Annotated in this window: 19 protein-coding genes and 1 tRNA gene; 12 read left to right on the plus strand and 8 right to left on the minus strand. The window is 68.3% G+C overall.

The genetic code is table 11. The features are described from left to right. Positions 1-95: 95 nt before the first annotated feature. From GC106_RS17025 to GC106_RS17035, 3 genes are read right to left on the minus strand one after another with little or no spacing between them, the layout of a single operon-like run. Positions 96-1,481: an NAD-dependent succinate-semialdehyde dehydrogenase gene (locus GC106_RS17025; RefSeq protein WP_173131182.1), complete on the minus strand. Its 1,386-nt coding sequence runs from the start codon at positions 1,479-1,481 to the stop codon at positions 96-98. Then, complete coding sequence (gene gabT / locus GC106_RS17030) at positions 1,478-2,812, minus strand: 4-aminobutyrate--2-oxoglutarate transaminase (protein WP_173131183.1); 1,335 nt, start codon at positions 2,810-2,812, stop codon at positions 1,478-1,480. Before gabT ends, GC106_RS17025 begins: the two co-directional genes overlap by 4 nt. A 52-nt stretch (positions 2,813-2,864) precedes the next feature. Then, positions 2,865-4,289 carry a PucR family transcriptional regulator gene (locus tag GC106_RS17035; protein ID WP_173131184.1) on the minus strand — a complete coding sequence of 475 codons (1,425 nt, stop codon included), beginning with the start codon at positions 4,287-4,289 and terminating at the stop codon, positions 2,865-2,867. Between the two features lie 84 nt (positions 4,290-4,373). Here GC106_RS17035 and GC106_RS17040 point away from each other — a divergent pair, with 84 nt between their 5' ends. Then, entirely contained in the window at positions 4,374-5,261 is an 888-nt protein-coding gene (locus GC106_RS17040; RefSeq protein WP_173131185.1) for a universal stress protein, read from the plus strand. Positions 5,262-5,441: 180 nt separating this feature from the next. Here the strand turns inward: GC106_RS17040 and GC106_RS17045 are convergent, their stop codons facing one another. Both GC106_RS17045 and GC106_RS17050 read right to left on the minus strand, forming a co-directional pair. After that, complete coding sequence (locus GC106_RS17045; RefSeq protein ID WP_173131186.1) at positions 5,442-6,329, minus strand: SDR family NAD(P)-dependent oxidoreductase; 888 nt, start codon at positions 6,327-6,329, stop codon at positions 5,442-5,444. Positions 6,330-6,696: 367 nt separating this feature from the next. Then, the gene (locus tag GC106_RS17050) at positions 6,697-10,131 is read right to left on the minus strand and encodes a tetratricopeptide repeat protein (RefSeq protein ID WP_173131188.1); all 3,435 of its coding nucleotides are present in this window, start codon (positions 10,129-10,131) and stop codon (positions 6,697-6,699) included. A 94-nt stretch (positions 10,132-10,225) separates the two neighbouring features. On the opposite strand from GC106_RS17050, the gene GC106_RS17055 reads away from it, so the two are divergent. The 3 genes from GC106_RS17055 (at position 10,226) to GC106_RS17065 (ending at position 14,729) form a co-directional block, all read left to right on the plus strand. Next, on the plus strand, positions 10,226-12,160 hold the full coding sequence (locus GC106_RS17055; RefSeq protein ID WP_173131191.1) for a phospholipase A2: 1,935 nt from the start codon (positions 10,226-10,228) through the stop codon (positions 12,158-12,160). 510 nt (positions 12,161-12,670) lie between these two features. After that, positions 12,671-14,122: an LCP family protein gene (locus GC106_RS17060; RefSeq protein ID WP_312872693.1), complete on the plus strand. Its 1,452-nt coding sequence runs from the start codon at positions 12,671-12,673 to the stop codon at positions 14,120-14,122. Between the two features lie 82 nt (positions 14,123-14,204). Further along, the gene (locus GC106_RS17065) at positions 14,205-14,729 is read left to right on the plus strand and encodes a helix-turn-helix transcriptional regulator (protein WP_173131194.1); all 525 of its coding nucleotides are present in this window, start codon (positions 14,205-14,207) and stop codon (positions 14,727-14,729) included. A 45-nt stretch (positions 14,730-14,774) separates the two neighbouring features. Here GC106_RS17065 and GC106_RS17070 read toward each other — a convergent pair whose 3' ends face one another. Continuing rightward, complete coding sequence (locus GC106_RS17070) at positions 14,775-16,244, minus strand: flavin-containing monooxygenase (RefSeq protein WP_173131197.1); 1,470 nt, start codon at positions 16,242-16,244, stop codon at positions 14,775-14,777. 76 nt (positions 16,245-16,320) lie between these two features. Here GC106_RS17070 and GC106_RS17075 point away from each other — a divergent pair, with 76 nt between their 5' ends. Both GC106_RS17075 and GC106_RS17080 read left to right on the plus strand, forming a co-directional pair. Next, complete coding sequence (locus GC106_RS17075) at positions 16,321-16,959, plus strand: TetR/AcrR family transcriptional regulator (protein WP_312872695.1); 639 nt, start codon at positions 16,321-16,323, stop codon at positions 16,957-16,959. A 125-nt stretch (positions 16,960-17,084) separates the two neighbouring features. After that, positions 17,085-17,474: a hypothetical protein gene (locus GC106_RS17080; protein WP_173131200.1), complete on the plus strand. Its 390-nt coding sequence runs from the start codon at positions 17,085-17,087 to the stop codon at positions 17,472-17,474. Between the two features lie 16 nt (positions 17,475-17,490). On the opposite strand, the gene GC106_RS17085 is transcribed toward GC106_RS17080, so the two are convergent. Further along, positions 17,491-17,712, minus strand: a complete 222-nt coding sequence (locus tag GC106_RS17085) for a DUF3618 domain-containing protein (protein WP_173131203.1) — start codon at positions 17,710-17,712, stop codon at positions 17,491-17,493. A gap of 133 nt (positions 17,713-17,845) precedes the next feature. On the opposite strand from GC106_RS17085, the gene GC106_RS17090 reads away from it, so the two are divergent. The 4 genes from GC106_RS17090 to GC106_RS17105 all read left to right on the plus strand — a co-directional run bounded on the left by GC106_RS17090 (position 17,846) and on the right by GC106_RS17105 (position 20,185). Further along, positions 17,846-17,919: transfer RNA gene (locus GC106_RS17090), tRNA-Leu, on the plus strand. Between the two features lie 361 nt (positions 17,920-18,280). After that, positions 18,281-18,655: a Rossmann-fold NAD(P)-binding domain-containing protein gene (locus GC106_RS17095; protein WP_173131207.1), complete on the plus strand. Its 375-nt coding sequence runs from the start codon at positions 18,281-18,283 to the stop codon at positions 18,653-18,655. A gap of 408 nt (positions 18,656-19,063) precedes the next feature. Continuing rightward, positions 19,064-19,273: a hypothetical protein gene (locus GC106_RS17100; RefSeq protein WP_173131210.1), complete on the plus strand. Its 210-nt coding sequence runs from the start codon at positions 19,064-19,066 to the stop codon at positions 19,271-19,273. Between the two features lie 114 nt (positions 19,274-19,387). Continuing rightward, positions 19,388-20,185 carry a TetR/AcrR family transcriptional regulator gene (locus GC106_RS17105; protein WP_173131487.1) on the plus strand — a complete coding sequence of 266 codons (798 nt, stop codon included), beginning with the start codon at positions 19,388-19,390 and terminating at the stop codon, positions 20,183-20,185. Here the strand turns inward: GC106_RS17105 and GC106_RS17110 are convergent. Continuing rightward, positions 20,145-20,594, minus strand: coding sequence for a nuclear transport factor 2 family protein (locus GC106_RS17110; RefSeq protein WP_173131213.1), 450 nt, complete (start codon positions 20,592-20,594; stop codon positions 20,145-20,147). The genes GC106_RS17105 and GC106_RS17110 overlap by 41 nt on opposite strands. Positions 20,595-20,656: 62 nt before the next feature. Here GC106_RS17110 and GC106_RS17115 point away from each other — a divergent pair, with 62 nt between their 5' ends. Both GC106_RS17115 and GC106_RS17120 read left to right on the plus strand, forming a co-directional pair. Continuing rightward, the gene (locus GC106_RS17115) at positions 20,657-21,100 is read left to right on the plus strand and encodes an NUDIX hydrolase (protein ID WP_173131217.1); all 444 of its coding nucleotides are present in this window, start codon (positions 20,657-20,659) and stop codon (positions 21,098-21,100) included. Between the two features lies 1 nt (position 21,101). After that, entirely contained in the window at positions 21,102-21,668 is a 567-nt protein-coding gene (locus GC106_RS17120; protein WP_312872696.1) for a GNAT family N-acetyltransferase, read from the plus strand. The last annotated feature ends 12 nt before the right edge of the window (positions 21,669-21,680 follow it).

Here is a 21,680-nt window from a genome sequence, read left to right on the forward strand (position 1 = left end):
CACTCAAGTGCAGGGAGGGTGGAACGAAATCGACTACACCAGAGCGGATTCGGGCCGGTCAACCCGACTTTCTTCGGATGTTGATCCCAATTGTGTCACCAGGATGTTGCCACGTACGTGGTTTCCAGGTATTCGCCGATGCCCTCGAAGCCGCCTTCCCGGCCGAGCCCGGACTCTTTGACGCCGCCGAACGGCGCGGCCGGGTCGGACACGAGGCCGCGGTTCAGGCCGATCATCCCGGCCTCGAGACGCTCGGACAGGCGCAGTCCCCTGGCCAGGTCAGTGGTGTACACGTAGCCGGCGAGGCCCATCTCGGTCGCGTTGGCGAACGCGACCACGTCATCGTCGTCCTGGACGGTGAAGATCGGCGCCACTGGTCCGAAAATCTCCTCGCGGGCGAGCACCGAGTCACGGGGAAGACCTGTTACGACGGTCGGCGGATAGGAGAACCCGGGTCCGTTTCCTCGCTTTCCGCCGAGCCGGACCGTGCCGCCGGACAATTCCACCTTGGATTGCACGTTTGTCACCGCGCGCTCGTTGACCAACGGCGCCGATGACATGTCCCGCATAGCGGAAACGAGTTTGGCGGTGAACTCGTCCGCGACAGATTCCTGAACGAGGAAACGATTCGCGGCGGTGCATGCCTGACCGTGGTTCCGCATTTTGGCCAGCAGCGCGCCTTCGACGGCCGCGTCCACATCGGCGTCGTCGAGGACCACGAAGGGCGCGTTGCCGCCGAGCTCCATGGAGCACTTGACGATGTGACCGGCGGCCTGGGCCAGCAGGATCCTGCCGACCCGGGTCGATCCTGTGAAAGAGAGCTTACGAATTCGTTCGTCCGCGAGCGCCGGTTCTACAAGATCACCCGGCTTGTCCGTGGTCAGGACGTTCACAACCCCGTTGGGCAGGCCGGCTTCAGCGAGCAAATCGGCCAGCAGCAACGCGGTCAACGGCGTGTCCTCGGCCGGTTTGAGCACGACGGTGCAACCGGCCGCCAGCGCCGGGCCGATCTTGCGAGTCGCCATGGCCGCCGGGAAGTTCCATGGGGTCAGCAACAGCGAGACGCCGACCGGGCGCCGGAAAGTGAGAATGTGGTTCGCCCCGCCGGGGGCGGTCCGCAGTTCACCGCCGATCCGGACGGCCTCCTCGGCGAACCACCGGAAGTACTCGGCGGCGTAGGCGACCTCGGCCTGGGCATCGGCCAGGGACTTGCCCATCTCCTGGCTGATCAGCGCGGCGATCTCGTCGCGCCGGGCCGTCATCGCCTCGAAGGCACGGTGCAGTACCTCGCCGCGCCGCCGTGGCGGGGTGGCCGCCCAGCGCGGCCATGCCGCGTGAGCTGCGGTGATCGCCGCGTCGAGGTCGTCGAGACCGGCTCGGGCGACCGAGGTGATCACTTGTCCGGTGGACGGATCCAGGACCGGGAACATGCCCTGGGATCCGGGGACCCACTTGCCGTCGATGAACAGTTCGGTCCTCACAACACCTCCCGGAAAGCCGCGTCGAGGATGTCCAGGCCTTCGGCAAGCAGCTCCTCACGGATTACCAAGGGCGGCAGGAACCGCAGAACGTTGCCGAACGTGCCCGCGGTCAACGTGATCAACCCGGCACGGTGGCATGCCGCGGAGATCGCCCCAGCCAGCGCGGGGGCCTGTTCGGCGAATTCGACGGCCATCATGGCGCCCCTGCCGCGGACTTCCCCGACCTGGTCGTATTTCGCGGCCAGCGCGGCCAATCTGGGGCGCATCACCGATTCGATCCGCCGGGCCGCTCCACAGAGATCCTCGGCCTGCATGGTGTCGACGGCGGCCAGGGCGGCGGCGCACGCGATCGGGTTGCCGCCGTAGGTCCCGCCGAGCCCGCCGACGTGCACCGAGTCCATGATTTCGGCGCGGCCGGTGACCGCGGCCAGTGGCAGGCCACCCGCGATGCCCTTCGCGGTGGTGATCAGGTCCGGCACGATCCTCTCGTGGGTCGAGGCGAACCAGTCGCCGGTCCGGCAGAAACCGGTCTGGATCTCGTCGGCGATCAGCAGGATCCCCTCGGCCGCGCACCAGTCCGCGACGCGCCTCAGAAACCCGGGCGCGGGCACGACGAAACCGCCCTCACCCTGGATCGGCTCGACGATCACCGCGGCCACGTTGGCCGAGCCGATCTGCCCCCGGACGGTGGTCGTGAACGCCTCGAAGGCCTCGTCAGCGCAAGTGGCCGATCCGGACGGCCACCGGTACGGGTAGGCCATCGGGACCCGGTGGACGTCACCCGCGAACGGCCCAAACCCCTGCTTGTAGGGCATGTTCTTCGCGGTCAGCGCCATGGTCAGGCTCGTGCGCCCGTGATAGGCGTGGTCGAACGCCACGATCGCGGACCGGCCGGTGTGGTGCCGGGCGATCTTGACGGCGTTCTCCACGGCCTCGGCGCCGGAGTTGACCAGCGCCGACCGCTTCTCGTGATCTCCGGGGGTGATCTGGTTCAGCCGTTCGGCCACCGCGACGTAACCTTCGTACGGCGTGATCATGAAGCAGGTGTGCGTGAAGTCGTCCACCTGAGCGCGGACGGCGTCGACGACCCGGGGCGCGGAGTTGCCGACGTTCGTCACCGCGATCCCGGAGCCGAAGTCGATCAGGTGGTTGCCGTCGACGTCCACGACAATGCCGCCGCCTGCGCGCACAACGTACGCGGGCAGGGACGTGCCCACTCCGTGAGCCACCGCCGCGACCTTGCGGGCATGCAGCTCCCGGGAGCGCGGGCCGGGAATCTCGGTGCGCAGCACACGCCGCTGCGCGACACCTTGCGAAGTCGCGGTGGTCATATCCGGAGTACATCCGCTGACCTGCGGATCAGTCAGTTGTACATCTGGCGTATCAGTTGTCCAAGTGGAGTGCTACCCACAACTCGGCTCGGGTGCTGACCGTGTCGAGGCTGCGACCGAGCAGTTCCTCGATCTTGTGCAGCCGGTACCGCAGGGTGTGCCGGTGGATCTCCAGTCGTGCGCTGGTCTCGTTCCAGTTCCCGTCGCACGCCAGGAAAGTCCGGAGCGTCCCGACCAAGTCCAGCGACGACTCGTGGCCGCGCAGCGGCGCCAGCAACGCTTCGGAGTAGGCACGGACCTCCGGCGTGTCCACACGCGACAACAAGCCGGTGTCCAGCAGTTCCGCGTTGGTGATGATCACCGGGCCGGCGCCGGCCAGCGCGCCGGACATGTTCAACGCCTGCGTGAACGCGTCCGATGCCTTCTCCCACGCCACGGCGTCGCTGACGGCCGCCCGGCCGCGGCCTTCCAGCACCTCGGCCAGCTGCCGGACGCCGTACCGCTCGAAAACGCACAGCAGGTAGCCGTCGCCCTGAATGCTCAAGGCCTCGGGCATCGCCCGTTCCAGCTGTGCCGCCACGTCGCCGAGAATGACCGCGACCCGAATCGGCGGCTTGGGCAGCGAAACTCCGGTCTCGATCGCGTCCTGGACGAGCCCGCGGACCAGGAACCGGGCGGCGGACGCCCGCAAGGCCCGCTCCACCCGGCGCACCGCAGTGGCCTGCTCGGCCTGGAACGCCAACAGGCTCGACGCCATGCTGATCACGCCGTGCCCGTCGGAGCTCAGGTTCGACGTCCCGACGGCGAGATATCCGTCCATGTGCTCGATGGGGTGGACGGACACCTGGGTCTTGTCCGCCGACCAGGACAGGGAGAAACGCCCGGCGGGCGAGACCCGGTCGAGCTCCGCCCGGACCCGTTTCACCTCGCGCCTCGCCTTGGACGGAGCCGCCGCGATCACCCGGAACTCCTGGTCACAGACCATGGCCCAACCGTTGAGCCACTTCGCCAGGCGCCGGACGATCTCGCCGGGGACGTCCGGCGCGGCCAGTGACCGGATCAGCGCCCGCTCGACGTCCGCGGTCGATCGCGCCGCCCGGACGGCGGTGCGGGCCAGGTCGTCGGCCACGAACTTGGTGATGTCCGAGAACCGGGTCTCCAGGGGCACCTCGACCAGCGGCATCCCGGTGTTCTGACACGCACGCAGAAGCCCCGGCGGCACGGACGCGTGCGACAGACCCACCCCGAACCCGATGCCGACCACGCCGGCGTCACTGAGCCGCGCCACGAAAGCGTCAGGTGGCCCCAATCGCGGGCCAGTGGTCAGCAGCAGCGTTCCGGCACGCAGGAAAGGCACCGGATCAGCCAGTTCGCTGACGTGTACCCAGCCGATCGTGCGGTTCACCGCCTCCTCCCCGGCCAGCACGCGCAAGCCGAATTCGCGCTCGCGGACAAGTGCGGCCAAAGTGAGGGTCACCGCGTCACTGTCGCACGCGGTGATGCGGGCCAAGGGCAAGCACCGGGATGGCACACGAAAGAGCGAACCTGTGAAGGAGGCGTGATGTCCGAATCCACGCACGATGCCGTCGTGGTCGGGTACGACGGTTCTCCTGCCGCGCGGCGGGCCGCGCATTGGGCGGCGCGGGAGGCCGCCACGAGGCGCCGGCGCCTGGTGATCGCGCACGCGTTCCGCTGGCCGTTGACCGAGTTGACCCAGTTGCGCACCGAGGCCCTGGTTCTCTCGGAGGACCCGTTCCGAGGCGAGTACCAGAACCTCGTGGACGAACTGGTCGAGGAATGCCGCCCGTTGGCGGGCGACAACGAGGTCCAGGGCGAAGTAATCCCCGGTGATCCGGTCGACGTGCTCAACAGTCTCGGCACGGACGCGAACCTGCTTGTCCTGGGCTCGTCCGGGCACGGCGCGGTGCACCAGGTCCTGCTCGGCTCCACCTCAGCGGAGCTTGTGCGGTCGGTGACCACGCCCGTCGTGGTGGTCCGCGAAACCGACAACCCCGCGCGGCACCGCCGTGTCGTCGTCGGTGTCGACGGGTCCGCGACGAGTACTCGAGCGGTCGATTTCGCGTTCGACTTCGCGACGCGGCACGACGCGGAACTGGTCGCCGTGCACGCGTGGAGCGATCTGCCGCTGGACGCCCTCGGCGCGGTCCGGGAATGGGACGTGGACTGGAACGAGATCACCGAACAGGCGAAGGTCATCCTGGCCGAGACCGTGGCCGGGCATTCCGCGCGTTACCCGGACGTGCGGGTGCGCCAGGTCGTGACGATGAGCAAGCCGGTCGAGGCGCTGCTGGAAGAGGGCCAGAAGGCCGACCTGATCGTCGTGGGCAGCCATGGTCGCGGTGCGGTACGCCGCATGCTGCTGGGTTCGGTCAGCCAGGCCGTCCTGCACTACGCCCAGCGCCCGGTGGCTGTGCTCCGAGAGACCTGAAGCTGTCCACTGTGGGCGATCATGCACTCGCCGGAGATGCGGGCACTGGTGCCGGCAACGTCCATCGCCGGCGATTTCCTCTCGGTGCGCCGACGAGTGTGGTCGCGGTGGCAGCGTTCTCCCGCCCCAACGTCAACTCGCCGGCGTTCCGCCAGAACGACATCGTCGCCCGCCCCGTCCTCAGGACGCGGTAGCGGGAACGATCCACTTGCGCAGCCGCGGCGGGAGACGCTTCTCCATGCCGTACGGCTCCAGATGCGCCTGGAAGACCTCGTTGAAGGCGTGCTCGACGCCGTCGGAGTCCCAGACGTCCCGCTCCAGGATCGGCGCCTTGAAGTACGGCTGCCCGACGATGTGCAGTTGCGGGCCGTTGCAGCGGACCACCTGTCCGGTGATCCCGTGCGCACGGTCGGACAGCAGGAACAACGCCACGGGCGCGATCCGGCTGGGCGTACGGTCCGGCGGGCACGCCCGCAGGGAGCGCTCCGATTTCCACACCATTCTGGTGTGCGCCAACGGGCACAGCGCGTTGACGCGGATTCCTGCCTCCTCCATGTCCAGTGCCCACGAGTACGTGAGCGACGCGACCGCGCCTTTGGACGCGGCGTAGACGCCGAGTTTGCGTTGTCCCAGATGCGCCCCGGAGGAGACGTTCACGATCGAACCGCCGCCCTGGGCACGCATCTGGCGTGACGCGGCGACGCCCACGTACATCACCCCGAGGACGTTGACTTCGACCAGTTCCCTCATCTGGTCGATGTCCTCGTCCCATGGCAGTGCCTCGTAGTTGACACCCGCGTTGTTGATCAGGCCGTGCACCGCGCCGAACTCCCGGACGCACAAGTCGACGATCTCCTGTGCCTGGCCGGGATCGGCCACGGAATGGCCGCTGGCGACGGCCCTCCCTCCTTGCGCGCGGATGTTCTCCGCGGTCCTTTCCGCCAGGTCACCATCGATGTCGTTCACCACGACCGCCGCCCCCGCATGGGCGGCGTGCAGCGCGAACGCCTCGCCGAGGCCGCGCCCGGCCCCGGTGATGACCACTGCCTTCCCGTCCAAGAACCTCATGCGTCCAGTGTCGACACCCGGCGTGGACCCGAATGGGTGACCGGCGGCGAACGGTCTGGACATTGCGCCAAACGCGCCAACGAGTTCACCCGCACCGTAGAGCCGCACCTATCACCGAACAACCCGAAGATGTGAAGCAACTGCCGGTTTCCGGCGAGAAGTTGCCGGTCCCAGATCAAGGCCCACGGCATAAACACAGTTCAGAACCGCTACGAAGCTGCCGTTGAACAGCGTTCGGAAGTATAGGGAATCTTCACTGGAGATCCACTGCCGCAGACTAACGTTCCAGATGCCCGGAAGGCGTATTACGGCATCGGGGGGTATGTCGTAATACGCACCGGGCATCTGAAGGGATCACCAGACGGCCTCAGTGGTCGTCGGCCGGGGGTACACCGAGCGCGGTGAATATCGCTTCGGCGGCACCGCGCTCGACCAACGCGTCACCGGTCTCCCCCAGGCCGTGCAGCACCTGCCCCTTGGCCTGGCGCGCCCAGGCCTCCACCAGCCGCTGGCCCGTTTTCCGCGCGATCGTCAGCGCCTGCTGGGCGTGGTCGTACGCCCGGGAGAAGTCGTTGAAGGCAAGGTGGCCCAACGCGAGGACCGTCAACGCGCGTGCCTCCAACAGGCGCATACCCGAGTCGCGCATGACGGCCAGGGCGTCTCGTGCGGCCGTGAGCGCCTCGGCGACGTGACCGGACCGGCGTAAGGCCGCGGACATCCCGATCAGCACTGAGGTCTCGCCGTACCGGAACTCGATGTCCCTGGCCAGTTGCAGCGCCTCCCGGTAGTGGCTTAGCGCGATGTCCGTGTGACCACGGCGCATGTGCGCGGTCGCCACGATGTCCAGGCCGCTGACCTCGTGGCGCCGCTCCCCCAACTGGCGCCCCTGCGTGATCCCGGTCCGCGCCAGGACGACCGCGCGGCGGTAGCGGCCGGCGTCGCAGTGGGTCTCCGCGAGACAGATGATCGTGCTGACCTCGCCGTGCCGGTCGCCGAGCTGACGGCACGTCGCGAGCGCCCGCAGGTGGCATTGGACGGAGTTGTCCAGCTCGCCCATGGCCCAGTGCGCGAGCCCGGCTCCGTTCAACGCCCGGGCTTCCACGTATCGGTTGCCGAGTTCGCGGGCCAACGTGATGGACTGCTTGTGCCAGCTCAACGCCTGGTCCGGGCGGCCGAGCGACAACTGTGCGACGCCGACGTAGTTCAGGCCGGTCGCCTCACCGACCCGGTTGCCGGTCTCCCGGTTGATGGTCAGCGCCTGCGAGTAGTAGCTGGCCGCCTGCGCGGGCCTGCCCAGCTGCGAGTGCACGCGGCCGAGGTTGTGCAGCGAAGCCGCCTCACCGGCCCGGTTGCCGATCCGGCGATTGAGGGCCAGCGCGTCGTTGTGGTGCATGATCGCGCGCTGGTAGTCGCTGAGGTTGTAGTAGACGAGCCCGAGGATGTCGAGCATGGACGCCTCGGCCAGCCGGTCGCCCTCCTGCCGGGCCGCTTCGAGCGCCACGTGGCAGATCTCCAGCCCGTCCACCCCATGCCCGCGGCTGATGAAGTACCCGCGCAGCACGTCGGTGATCTGCCAGGCGTACCGGCGCGGCCCGTTGGCCGCCGCCCAGTTCACCGCCGCGATCAGGTTGGGGCGCTCGGCGTCGAGCCAGCTGATCGCTTCGGTCTCGTCGGCCAGCACGACCACGTGCGCGCCTTCGGCCATCTTGGGCACGGGCAACCGCGAGGTGTCCGGGAACAGCAGGCTCGTCGCCGCGTGGGCGGTGTGCAGGTAGAAGTCCAGCAAACGGTCCAGCGCCCCGGCCACGTCGTCCTCGCGTGCGCGGAGGCCCGCGTATTCGGCCAGCAGGTCATGCAGTCCGTAACGGTCGCCGGATTCCGGGTGCACGAGGTTGGCCGAGACGAGGTGCCCCAGGCCCCGGCGGACTTTGGCCGGAGTGCTCCCGGTCAGGGCGATCGCGGCGTCGACCGAGAAGTCCGAGCCGGGGATCAGGCCGAGCAGCCGGAACAGGTTCCGCGAATCCGGTTCGAGCTGGGCGTACGACAGGTCGAACGCGGCTTGGACCGCGCCCTGCTCGTCGCCCTCGACGGTCAGCCCGGCGAGCCTGCCCTGCCTGCGAAGGTCCGCGGTGTACGCCGCGATCTCGGTGTGCGGACCGGAGTTGATGTTGGCTCCCGCGATCCGCAGCGCCAGCGGCAGATAGGCGCAGGCCTCCAGCAGATCCGCGACCGAGCCCGCTTCCTCGCGCACCCGGTCCACGCCGATGCTGCGTTCAAGCAAGGCCCGGGCTTCGTCTGGGTGCAGGCCGTCCAGCGCGAGCCGGTACGCCCCTTCCCGCGCCGACAACCCGCCGAGCCGGCCGCGGCTCGTCACGAGGACCAGGCATCCCGCGCTGCCCGGCAGCAGCGGCCGGACCTGGTCGACGCCGCCGGCGTTGTCCAGCACGATCAGCACCCGGCGGTTGGCCAGCAACGTCCGGTACAGGCCCATGCCCTCCTCGACGTCGATCGGGACCTGCTCGGCCGGTACGCCCAGGGCGTGCAGGAACCGGGACAACGCGTCGAGTGGCCGAACTGGCGCGCCAGAGGCGTAACCGCGCAGGTCGACGTACAGCTGGCCGTCCGGATACCGGTCGCGGACCCGGTGCGCCCAGTGCACGGCCAACGCCGTCTTGCCGACTCCCGCGATGCCTTCGATGGTCACGATGACCACGGCGCTGGCCTGGCTGCCTTCCGGAACCAGCGCGTCCAGGGCCTCGATCTGGGCCTCACGGCCGGCGAACCCGGTGACGTCCGCGGGCAGCTGAGCCGGGATGCTGTGGCCCGTCGACGGCGACACGGCCGCGGCCGTCGGGGCTTCCCGCTGCAGAATCCGCAGGTGGGCGTCGCGCATCTCCACGCCCGGCCGGACGCCGAGTTCGTCGGCCAGCCGGTCCCGTACCTCGCCGAACAGGCGCAACGCGGCGGCCTGCTGACCGGATCCGGCCAACGCCAGCATCAGCCTCGCGTTGAGGCCTTCGTGCAGTCCGCCGTGCAGCGGGTCCTCACCGGTCAGCCGCTGCAACTGGACGGCGGCCTGCTCGTGCTGGCCGAGCGCCATGGCCAGGTCGGCGTAGCTCAGCGCGGTGGCCAGGCGGCGCTGCGCGAGTGCCATCGCGGCCGGATGCTGGCGCAGCCGGTCGGGCAAGTCGGACAGCACGCCACCGCGCCAGCACTGCAGGGCCTCGACGAAGTTCGCCTCGGCGGTGTGCGGATCGTCGTTCGCCAGCACCCGCGCCCGGGTGGCCAGTTCGTCGAACCGCAACGAGTCCAGCCCGGTCGCGTCCACTTTCAGCAGGTAGCCGCCGTGTGCCGCGGCGATCGGCTGGGCCGGGTCCAACGAACGTCTAAGACGTGCGACATATGTATAAACGAGGTTCATCGAGGACTTGGGCGGGTGGTCGCCCCACAGGACGTCCACGATCTCCTCGCGGGTGACCACCCGGTTGGGCTGCAGCGCGAGCAACGCCAGCAGGGAGCGCGGCATCGAGGGCCCGATGTCGACCGGGCCCGCGCCGGTCCGCACGCTCAACGGCCCCAGCACGCCGATCCGCAGCTCGGTGCGGCCGTCCAGGACGAGCCCGACGACCTCGGCGAGCCGGCGCATCGACGCCGGACGTGGCTTGGCCACGCGGCCTTGCTCGATGTACCGCACCGCTCGGACGCTCACTTCGGCCCGGTCGGCCAGCTCCTGCTGGGTCAGCCCAGCACGGACCCGGTGAGCACGCAGCAGCTCACCCAATTCGTTCGGGCCGGACGGCATACCGATGATCCTGCCGGAACAACCCGGCCAGCCATACCGGACCGGTGGGGCAACCCTTACCGCGACATCGCGGCCAGAACGGTAGTTTCGGCGTGTGCGCAGGTTACTGGGGGTGCTGGCGGTCACGATCGCGGCTTTGGCTTTCGGAATAGTGGCGTCCCGCCCGGCGCCGCCCCCGGCGGAGGTCCCGCCGGGCGGTGACCTCGCCGCGGCCGCGCGCACGATCGAGGCGTTGCTGGACCCCACGTCCGGCGTGGATCCGATCGCCTTGTTGCCCGCCGACTTCTCCGCCGTGGAGAGGGTCGTACCGGGCCGGATGCGTGCGCCGGACGGAACAATGCGCGCGGTCCACGTGGACGGCGGATGTTCCACACCATTGGGTGACGAGAACACCCGCTGGGATTACAGCGTCGGCTGCAAAGCACATGATCTGGGCTACGACCTGCTGCGGTATGCCGAGAAAAAGGGCCACCCGTTGCCCGCCGACCTGCGGCGCCGGCTGGACGACCAACTGTCGCGCGACATGCACAAGCAGTGTGAGCTCAATCCGCAGAACTCAGCCGGCGCGTGCCGCATGGTCGCCGACATCTACACGGTCGGCCTGGTGGTCAACTCCTGGCACCAACGGTGGGGCCCGCCGCGAGCCGAACCGATCTCGTCGTGGGCCGTCGGCCTGCTCGTGGTGGTCTTCCTGCTCGCCGGACGACCACCGTGGTCACGTTTCCGCAGGCCAGCCCCTGGCTCACCAGAAGAGCCACCGGTCGACTACATGTCGATGCTGCGAGTGGTGAGCATGGCCGGGATCGTCGTCGGGGAGACCGTCCTCGCGTTCACGCAGGCCAGCGCCTTCTGGTTGCTCCAACTCGCGCCGTTGCTGTTCTTCGCGGGCGGCCACGCGAACCTCGTCGCCTGGCGTTCCGCCGACGGCGACTACGGGTCGTACCTGGCGATCCGGATCCACGCCCTGCTCAGACCTGTCTTCGCCTTCGTGCTGGCGTGGTTGCTGATCCCGCTGACCCTGGAGTTGCTGGACGCGCCCGAGAACTCGATCGCCTCGGTCGGGTCGCTGGTGCTCGAGCCGCTCTGGGTGCTGGGCATCTTCCTGATCACGGTCGCCGCGTGCCCCGCGATGGAGTGGCTGTACGAGCGGTTCAAGGCCGCCGTGCCCGTGATCTTCCTGGCCGGATCGACCGCCGTGCACGCGGCCGGATCGACGGACGCCTACCTCTTGGTCAGCGGTGTGCTGCTGGCTCTCGGATTCGGCCAGCTGGCGTTCCACTGGGAGGACGGCCCGCTACGCCACGTGCCCAGGCGGCTGCTGGCCGGAACGGCTGTCGCGGCCTTGGTCGGGTTCGTGGTCCTCGGGTACCTGCCGTTGCTCGGGATCGCCCAGGTCAGCCTGGCGTGCACGGTCCGGAGGTTCGAGTGGGTCCCGGTCAGGGCCGTCGCATTCCTCCGGTCCCGGCCGATGACGGTCTACCTCGTCTACGTCGGGATCGTGCTGTTGTTCGCCGGACTGACCAGTTCGGCCGGAGTCGACTGGTTCAGCCTGCCGCGCACCTGGCTGGCGATCTCGATGATCACCGCGGCGACCCTGGTCGCGTTCCTCTGGTACGAGCGGCGGCCGCGCCCGGTGGCCGAACTGGCGGGCCCGATCAGCGGCGTGCAGACGCTGGCGTGCACCCTCGGTGTCGGATACGCGACACTCGGGGTTCTCGGGTTCGCCGTCACCGGCGTGACCTGGCAAGTCGGCGCGCCCGCGTTGCTGGGCATGGCGCTGGACCCGCTGGCCAACCTGATCCACCTGATGCTCGGCGGCTACCTGCTGCACGTGGTGCACAGCGAGAAAACCGGCAAGATCTGGCCATGGTTGCTCACGGCGGCGGCCTGCGTCCCGCCGATGCTGTCCACCTGGAGTCCGTTCGGGACAGTCGTCCACGGCGCCACCATCGCGGTGGCTATCGGTGTTGCGGGCCACGTCACGGTGCTCAGGTTCCGGACCAAGGCGGACGTCGTGAGCGCTAGGTAGCCTCATATGGATGTGGCGCACAAAACGCGCCATCCGGGGTCAGAGGAGTTGCCGCAGGTCAGGGACTACGGGACCGACGGCGGCGCGCCGTATCACGATGTGGTCGACACCCCGGGCGCGAGGGTGTGCCACCCTACCGACAACCGGATGCCCTCCCTAAGCGTCCGATAGGTAGTTGGGAAGCACCAGCCGAGCTGACAGGAGAGGTAGTTGGAGTACGGGCCGCCTAGGTCAAGCGGCCGCGCTGGCGATCAGGGCCGAGGGGGACGTCCGGCACCGCCGCGTGGCCAGCAGGGTGCGCCACCACGTCGGCGGGTTCCGCCGTCCGGTCGCGACCAGCTCCCACCACCCGGCCACCCTGCTCGGACTCCGCTGCGGGACAGAGACGACCACGACGACCAGCCGGGTCGCTCGCGACAGGCGCCGCCGCGTGACCGCGGATCGGAGCGCGCCCGGCCGCGTAGGACCCCTGAGCCCTACCGGCCGAAGCGGATCGGCGGGAAGGTCGCGGTGGCCCTGACGTCGCTCGTCCTGCTGGGTGCCACCGGCTACGGCTACGGCATGTACAACGAGATCGTCGGCGGCTACACCACGGCGAACGTGCTCGACGAGGGCGCGGGCGGCCCGAAACCGGCGGACGGCGCGACCGACATTCTGCTGGTCGGCCTGGACAGCCGGGTGGACGCGCAGGGCAACCCGCTGTCGAAGGAGCTGCTGGCCAGGCTCAACGGCGGCAAGGCCGACGGCGAGCTGAACACCGACACGCTGATCCTGATGCGGATCCCGAACGACGGCCAGAAGGCGGTCGGCATCTCGATTCCCCGCGACTCGTACGTCGACATCCCCGGGTTCGGCAAGCACAAGATCAACTCCGCGTACGCCCGCGCGAAGGCCACGGAGATGCGAAAGTTGAGGGCCGGCGGCGAGAGCAACCAGGCACAACTGGAGGTCAGGTCGAACCAGGCGGGCGCGGCGCAGCTGATCAAGACCATCCAGGGCCTGACCGGCGCGCAGATCGACAACTACGCCGAGGTCAACCTGCTCGGCTTCTCCGAGATCACCGACGCGGTCGGCGGTGTGCCGATCTGCCTGGTCAAGTCGGTCAACGACAGCTACTCCGGAGCCCGGTTCCCGGCCGGTGAGCAGGAGGTCTCCGGTGTTCAGGCGCTGCAGTTCGTGCGCCAGCGGCATGGCCTGCCCAACGGCGACCTGGACCGGATCGTGCGCCAGCAGGTCTTCATGAAGAGCATGGCGACCAAGGTGCTCAGCGCGGGCACGCTGACCGACCAGTCCAAGCTGGACAACCTGCTCGCCGCGATCAAGAAGTCCGTGGTGCTGGACCAGAAGTGGAACATCGTCCAGTTCGCCAAGCAGATGCAGGGCATGACCGGCGGGGCGCTGGACTTCAAGACCATCCCGACCGGCCGTCCGGACCTCAAGACGCCGGAGGACGGCGACGCGATCGAGATCAAGCCCGCCGAGGTCAAGTCGTTCGTCCAGGGCCTGCTCGGCGGGCAGCAGGCGCCGCCGTCCAGCGGTGCGCCGTCCTCGTCGGGCAGCAGGCCTGCCGACGCGAGCAACAACGCGATCACCGTCGACGTCCGCAACGGCAACGGCAAGGACGGCCTGGCCGCCCAGGTCGCCGAGCTGCTGGCCGGCCAGGGCTTCAACCCCGGCGACACCAAGACGACCGCCGCGCGGACGACGACCGTGGTCCGTTACCCGCGGGGTGAGAAGGCCAACGCCGACAAGGTCGCGGACGCGCTCGGTGGCAGCGTCACCGTGGAGCAGGACACCAACGTGGCCAAGGGCCGCGTGGTCGTCCTCCTCGGCAAGGACTACAAGGCGACCGACGGCCTGGCTGGGCAGCCACTGCTGCGACTCGACCCGCCGGGCGGGGTCCGTGCTCAGCAGCCGCCGCCCCCGCGGATCGGCTCCAACGGCGCTCCCTGCGTGAACTGACCGACGTTCACTCTTTGGGAGTAACACCGGAAGAAAACGCTACTTCCGCGTAAGAGCGGCGCTACTGGCCAGTTCCTCCAGTGTGTTGTTCGACGTGGCTGTGTACCAACGGGTGCTCGGGGACGAGATCCGCAGGCTGCGCAAGAAGCGCGGCCTGACTCGCAAGCAGCTCAACCGCCGCTTGCAGAGTGACATCTCGTTGCAGACCCTGGCCACCTACGAGCTGGGCACCCGGCAGTGCTCGATCGTCCGGTTCGTGGAGATCTGCCTGGCGCTGGACGAGCTGCCCCACGAGTTGATCGCACGTGTGCACGAGCGGGTGTTCACCGACTCGCCACGCGGCCGGGTTCGCGTCGACCTGCGTCAGGTCGTCCGCGACGACCACCCCGAACTGCTGCCGCTGCGGCGCTGGGCCAGAGACAGACTCGGCCACCACCCGGCCGGCCACACCGCGAGCGCCGCCGAGGTGCACCTGGACTTCACCGCGCTGGAACGGATGGCCGAACTGTGCGGAATGGACACCATCGACCTGATCGGGCTGCTGCGCCGGATCGGTGGCACATCCAACGAGCCACCCGCCGGTTCAGACCGGGCCGACGTGGACTGACGGCTGCGAAGCCTCCCTGGCGCACCGCAGCCGCCACCGGTCGTGTCAGCTGATCAGCTCGAAGTCGGCCGGGTCGACCTTGCGGGTCTCCAGCCAGTAGCGCCACGTGAATCCCGGCCACACCGTGCGGTTCACGCCCATCGCGTCGAGGTACCAGCTTTTGCATCCGCCCTGCGTCCAGACGCCTTTGACGAGCTTGTGCTGCACCCGCTCATTGAAGTCGTCCTGCACCTCGGGCCGGACGTTCAACGCTTTGGCTTCATTGCGTTCGACCATCTCGATGGCCTCGGTCACGTACCGGATCTGCGACTCGATCATGAAGACGACCGAGTTGTGGCCCAGTCCGGTGTTCGGGCCGAGCAGGAAGAACAGGTTCGGGAAGCCGGAGACGGTGATGCCCTTGTAGGTCTGCATCCCGCGCTGCCGCCATTCCTTGGACAGGTTCTTCTGGTCCAGCCCGATCACGTCGAGCTCGTCGAAGGCGTCCGTGACGTGGAAGCCCGTGCCGAAGATGATCGCGTCGACCTCGTGCTCGGTGCCGTCGGCCGCGACCACGCTGTGCTCGCGCACGTGCGTCACGCCCTCCGTCACCACGTGGACGTTCTCGCGAGCCAGCGCCGGGTAGTAGTCGTTGGAGATCAGGACCCGCTTGCAGCCCATCGTGTAGTCCGGGGTCAGCTTGCGGCGCAGCTCGGGGTCCTTCACCTGGCGCGTCATGTGCTTGCGCGCGACCCACTCGCCTGCCTTCATCAGGCCGAGACGGCCGTTGAACCCGATCGCCCGGGCTTCGAGCATCCAGTAGATGGCGTCGCGGTACAGCCGCTGCGCGCCGGGCACGAGCCGGAACAACCGCTTGGCCCACTGCGGCATCGCGTGGTCCGGTTTGGGCATGATCCACGGCGGCGTGCGCTGGAAGACCGTCAACTGGGCCACGTCCCGCGCGATCCGGGGGACGAACTGGATCGAGCTCGCCCCGGTACCGATCACCGCGACCCGCTTGCCGCGCAGATCGTAGTCATGGTCCCACTCGGCCGAGTGGAAGACCTTGCCTCTGAAGTCCGGCAGTCCCGGCAGCTCGGGGATCCGCGGGATATGCAACGCGCCCATACCCGAGACGACGAACCTCGCGACGTACTCGTCGCCGTTGCGCGTCAACACGTGCCAGCGGCTTTCCTCGGCGTCCCACCGGGCGCCGACCATCTCGGCCCCAAATCGGACATGGTCGCGCACGCCGTACTTTTCGGTGACACGACGCAGGTAGTCCCAGATCTCCGGTTGCGGTGAGAACGAACGGCTCCAGTCCGGGTTCTGCTCGAACGAGAAGGAGTACATGTGCGACTGGACGTCACAGGCGCACCCGGGATACGTGTTGTCCCGCCAGGTGCCGCCGACGTCCTGCGCCTTCTCCAGCACGACGAAGTCGTCCCGGCCGGTCTTCTTGAGCTGGATGGCCATTCCCAGCCCGGAGAAGCCGGTGCCGACGACCACGACGCCCGTCTCGTACCGCTCGCCCATCTGACCTCCAAGCCTGCGGAGCCACCGATGTTACCGATAGTAGGTTACTTCCAGTAGGGAACGGTAGAGTGAAGTCGTGACGAGTGCGGAGACCAGGACCGAACGCCGGCGCCGGATGCCCCGGGCGGACCGCGAACGGCAGATGATGACGATCGCCGAAGCGGTCTTCTCCGAGCGCGGGTACGCCGCGACCTCGATGGACGAGATCGCCGACCGCGTGGGCGTGTCCAAGCCGATGATCTACGAGTACTTCGGGTCCAAGGAGGGCCTGCTCGTGGCCTGCATCCGGCAGGTGCGGACCGAGCTTCGCGAGGTGACCGCCCAGGCGGTCATCGGCGCCCGCTCCCCGGAGGAGGCGCTGCGCAACGGCCTGGTGTCGTTCTTCCGGTTCACCGACGACCACCGCCGGTCGTGGGAGCTGCTGCTGCGCACGGAGACCGCCGTGGTCGGCCCGGCCGCCGTCGCGGAGATCGAGACCGCACGTCAGGAGCAGATCCAGCTGCACATCGCGCTGTTCTCGGCGTACATGCCCAACGCGGAGCAGCGGTCACTCGAAGCCGCCGCCGAGATCCTCGTCGGAGCCTGCGAACGACTGTCGGTGTGGTATGTCCGTCATGACGATGTGACACCCGAGGAAGCCGCCGAGCACATCATGCGGATGACATGGTTCGGCCTTCGGAGCGAGCTCGAGCACCCAGACGACCACGGTGCGTAGCAGATCAGCGCGACCCATGACACTCTGGATCGATCACCCGCCGCTGAAGTGTCGGGATAGGCTCGTAAGACGTCTAATGATGACGAACAAGCTGGACGAAGGAGCCGCGGCGAGAGGGGCCGGCCATGATGGAACCCATCGAGGCGAACTACGTGCCGGACGGCGACGGCTGGACCATCACGATCGTCGGCAGAGGACAGACGCTTACCGCCACCGCACCGGGACTGGTCGCGGCCCGGGACCAGGCCGAACAGCTCGTCAACCAGATCGCCGGGAACGACAAGAACCGGACCGTGGTGCACCGGCTGGACGGCGACGCGCTGGAGTTCACCACGGCCTATCTCAACGCCCGCCTGGCCAAGCCGGAAGAACCCGCGGCGGCGCCGGTGGAGAAGACCGAGCCCGCCGAACCCGCCAAGGACGACACCGAAGCGACCAAGGCGGGCGCCGCGGACAACAGCGCCGGGAAACCGTCCGGGGACGATGAGCCCGCGCAAGCCGCGAAGGGCTCATAGCGCCCCCGGGGGTGGCTCAGCGGAAGAGCCTCCGCACGACGATGACCGCGACCAGCACACCGACGCCGATCAGCGCGGCCTTCACCCGCGGGTCGTCGAACTTCGACTTCACGCTCGACGTGGCGTCGTCGACCAACTTCTTCGGGTTGGCCTTCTCGCCGAGCTGGTCGAGAGTGGACGCCAGCGCCTCCCGAGCCTGCTCGATGTCGCGCTGGATGGTGTCAGGGTCGCGGGCCACATGTCCTCCAAAGCTGGCTGGCTCTCGGCGCACCACGGTAGATCACGGGGCACGTACCCGCGGCCCCGGGATATGACCGGCGCCGGACCACCCGCCGGCCGCTACCACTAGGCTATGGCCCCGAAGTCGAGAAGGGGCCGTAGCCCAATTGGCAGAGGCACACGGTTTAGGTCCGTGCAAGTGGGGGTTCAAGTCCCCCCGGCCCTACTTCCCTCCCCTGACCAGCACCGGAACCTGCCGCCTTGGCGGGGCGACCCGCTAACGGGGCGACAACGGGGCGACGAAGATCCACGGCTTGCCGCCGCCGTGGACGGCCTCGAAACGACGTTCGCCGTCAACGTCCTGGCCAACTACCTCATCGTGGCGCACCTGTGGGACCACTTCACCGCTCCCGGCCGCATCGTCCTCGTGAGCAGCGACACCCACTTCGGGGATCTGCGGCACAACCTGGGCATGGTGCCCGCCCCCCCGCTGGGAGACCCCGAAGGCCCTGACCCAGCCGCGGGACGACGCGGCCGGACGGACGACCAAGGAAGGACGCACCGCGTACTCGACCAGCAAGCTCGTCGTGATCTATCTGGCGCACGAGTTGGCGCGGCGCCTGCCGGACGGCGTGGACGTCTACACCTTCAATCCGGGTTTCGTCCCCGGCACCGGACTGGTGCGCGACGCCGGGCCAGTGGTGCGGTGGCTGTCGTGCACCCTGCTGCACGGACTTGTCGCGGCGCCGTTCGCCATGTCAGCCCGCTCGGCAGCCGCCTTGCTGACACAAGCCGCCGTCGGTCCTCGACCGGCAGCCAGCGGCTCGTACATCGACCGGGGCACCGTGACGGAGTCCTCTGTGGAGTCGTACGACCGCGGCCGTGAGGAAGAACTGTGGCGCATGGCGGCCGAATTGTGCGGTGTCAGCCCGGCTTCACGAACGGCTGGACGAAGGCCGTGATCTCTTCGTCCACATCCGGGACAGTCGTCGGTTCGGTCTCCGACAGCGCACCAATTGTGGACGAAGGACAAACGGACACTCAGAAGCGCACTCAACACCGGAGTATCACACGAAGGTGGGACAACACAGGACGACGCTTGACATGCATCCGGATACGTCTTCCCGGGGTTCGGCGAACAGCGACGACCGCGGTGACAACGGAGCGGGGATCAGGGCTGAGCAGTGCCAGTCCGCATATCGCCATCGCAATTCCGTCGCCGTCCGACGGGCACAGTCTCGTTCGGACACAGCCGTCATATTCGTGATCTACAATTCGCGATTCGACACTCCGTATTCGTTTGCCGCGTGGCAAAACCCGCACCATCGGGCGACTTGTGCGAGCCGCCGCGGCGCGCCATGGTCAACGGCATGACTTATCGAGATCTGACCATCCGGGTGCTCGGTGATTTCACCAACCGGCAGTACGCGAGCCTGGCCTACGAGGTCGGGCTGCGTCTTGAGGCCGCGGGCCTCGGCAAGCGCGCGATTCTGGTGACCGACGGCAAGATCTCCGGCATCGAAATGGATCTGGCGTACGCCACGCGCGACACCGGCCCCGCCGACACCCGCGGGAATTGATTCGATCATTCTCCCCCGCCGTCCCCCGTCCATAATCGACAGTCCGGAATCACCGGCCCGCTCATCCTGCTGGAATTGCTTGCCGTGCGCTGTACGGTGACGACCACAAGGGCGATGCGGGAGGTGTCGGTGGTCGAGTACAGCGGTTCAGGGGATCCCGCGCGAAGCCTCGCCCTGTTGTGGCGTACGGCCGAGAAACCCAGTCGCGGTAAGAAGCCCGCGCTGACGGTCGACCGGATCGTGCGCGCCGCGATCGACCTGGCCGACCGGGAGGGCCTGGCCGTCCTGTCCATGCGTAAGGTCGCCGACCAGCTCGGCGTCGGGACCATGTCGCTCTACACGCACGTGCCCGGCAAGGGCGAACTGTTGGACGTCATGCTGGACACGGTCTACGGCGAGACCGACCGGCCCGATCTGGCGGCCAGGCCGTGGCGCGAACGGCTGGAGTTCCTCGCCCGGGAGAACCTGGCCCTCTATTCGCGCCACCCCTGGTTGCTGCAGGTCGCGACGACGCGCCCGCCGCTCGGGCCGAACCTGATCGCCAAGTACGACTACGAGCTGCGGGCCGTCGCCGACGTCGGCCTGAGCGAGATCGAAATGGACGCCGTGCTCACCCTCGTCCTGCAGTACGTGCACGGTGCCGCCCGCGTCAGCGTGGAGAAGACCCAGGCCGAGCGCGAGACGGGGATGACGGACAACGACTGGTGGGTGGCCCACCAGCCGTTCCTCGCCCAGATCGGCGACACGGAGAAGTACCCGCTCGCCACCTCCGTCGGGGCCGCCGCGGGTGCGGCCTTCGACGGGACGATCGATCCCGGTTTCGCGTTCGAGTTCGGCCTGGGACGGCTGCTCGACGGGATCGAAGTGTTCGTCAGCCGCTCAGCTGATCGCCCCAGCCACCCTGGACCATAGTCTGGAAGTACCACTTGCCTTCCCGCTTGACCAGCAGGTCTGCGTAGCGCACCTGCTGGCTGTGCCCCTCGACCGTGAAGGTCGCGTCGCTGATCACCAGCACGAGCTGCTTGGTCAGGAAGATGGGCGTGCGCCGTGACTCCATCTTCACTTCGCCAGGCTCGCCCATGACCTGGGACATGCTTTCGACGAACTGCCGGCGCGTCTGCTGAGCCGCGCCGCCGTTGCCCGTCTCCGCGCTGTCGCTGACGATGTTGAGCGGAAACATCGCCATGTCCGCCATCCGCTCCACGTCAGCGTTGGCGGCATGCCCGTCGTACTCGGCGAACCATGCCTCGACGCCGGCGATGTCCTCGGCCGTCGGCTCGAACGCGCCGCTCGCCACGACAGCCTCTGGAAGTTCCGTCATACCCCTGCCTCTCCTCGCTTACCGTACAGTGTACGTCAGGCTGGCCCGTAAAATCGCGCTCGATGACAGACCGGCACATCGTGGACGTACACCTGCTGCTGATCAGGGACGGCGAACTACTGCTCAGCCGCCGTCGTGACCCGCTGCCCCGCTTCGACGGCATGTGGCACCTGCCATCCGGCAAGCTCGACGCCGGTGAATCCGTGCTCGACGCGGCCGTCCGCGAGGCCGACGAGGAGATCGGGGTCCGAATCGAGCCCGGTGACCTGACCCACGTGCACACGTCCCACGTGACCGGCTTCGGGATCGAACCCCGGGTCGGGTTGTTCTTCGAGACGCTCCGGTGGACGGGCGAACCGGTGAACCGGGAGCCGCGGAAGTGCTCCGAACTCGGCTGGTTCGACCTGGACGACCTGCCGTCCGACATGATCGAGTACCCGGCCGCCGGGATCCGCGCGTACCGCGCCAAGGAGACGTTCGCCCTGCTCGGGTGGCCGAAAATCTGAGGTGGCCGAAACCGTGCGCCACCAGGATGGCTACGTGACACAACTGCGGATTGCCCACACAGCCGACCTGGACGCCGCCACGGCCGCCGCGGCGCGAGCGCTGATGGACGTCGCCTTCGACGGCGACTTCGCCGACGAGGACTGGGAGCACGCGCTGGGCGGCATGCACGCCCTGCTGTGGGACGGACCCGACCTGATCGCGCACGGCGCCGTCGGACAGCGACGCATGATCATCGAAGGTCGGCCGCTGCGGGCGGGCTACGTGGAGGCGGTGGCCGTCCATCCGGGCCATCAACGCCGAGGGCACGGTGGAACGATCATGGACGCACTCGAACGCATCGTGCGCGGCGGATACGACCTGGGCGCGTTGAGCGCCAGCGACGAAGGTGCGGCTCTCTACGCAGGGCGCGGATGGCAGCTGTGGACAGGCCCGTCATCGGTGCTTTCGCCCCGCGGCGTCGAGCGGACCGAGGACGACGACGGCAGCGTCTACGTCCTGCCGGTGGCCGCCCCATTCGACCTGTCGGGCGAAATCGTGTGCGATTGGCGACCCGGCGACGTGTGGTGAGCACCGGTACTT

It is taken from the genome of Kibdelosporangium persicum, assembly GCF_013280595.1.
GTDB lineage: Bacteria > Actinomycetota > Actinomycetes > Mycobacteriales > Pseudonocardiaceae > Kibdelosporangium > Kibdelosporangium persicum.